The 390-nt window shown below is 67.9% G+C and carries 1 pseudogene; it reads left to right on the plus strand.

Features of this window, described 5'->3' with window-relative positions:
- Positions 1–12: 12 nt before the first annotated feature.
- Positions 13–390, plus strand: a pseudogene (locus IMZ11_RS44660) (hypothetical protein); the annotation flags it as partial.

Genomic DNA, 390 nt, shown 5'->3' on the forward strand with positions numbered 1-390 from the left:
GGCCTGATGGACATGGAGGTCAACCTGCTGATGGGTGGCCGGGGCGAGAACCCGGGCCTGTCCCAAGTGCAAGACGATCCCCCGACCCGCGTGCTGCGTGCGGTGGGCAATGCCCGCCGCACCCTGCGCGCCGGATTCACCACCGTCCGCAACCTCGGATTGTTCGTCAAGACCGGCGGATACCTGCTCGACGTCGCCCTGGGCAAGGCCATCGACGCCGGCTGGATCGACGGCCCTCGCATCATTCCCGCCGGACACGCCATCACTCCCACCGGCGGGCACCTGGACCCCACCATGTTCGCGGCATTCATGCCGGGCGTGCTGGAGTTGACCATCGAAGAGGGCATCGCCAACGGCGTCGACGAGATCCGCAAGGCCGTGCGCTACCAG

Source organism: Microtetraspora sp. AC03309, from assembly GCF_020826795.1.
In the GTDB taxonomy this organism is placed as follows: Bacteria; Actinomycetota; Actinomycetes; order Streptosporangiales; family Streptosporangiaceae; genus Microtetraspora; species Microtetraspora glauca.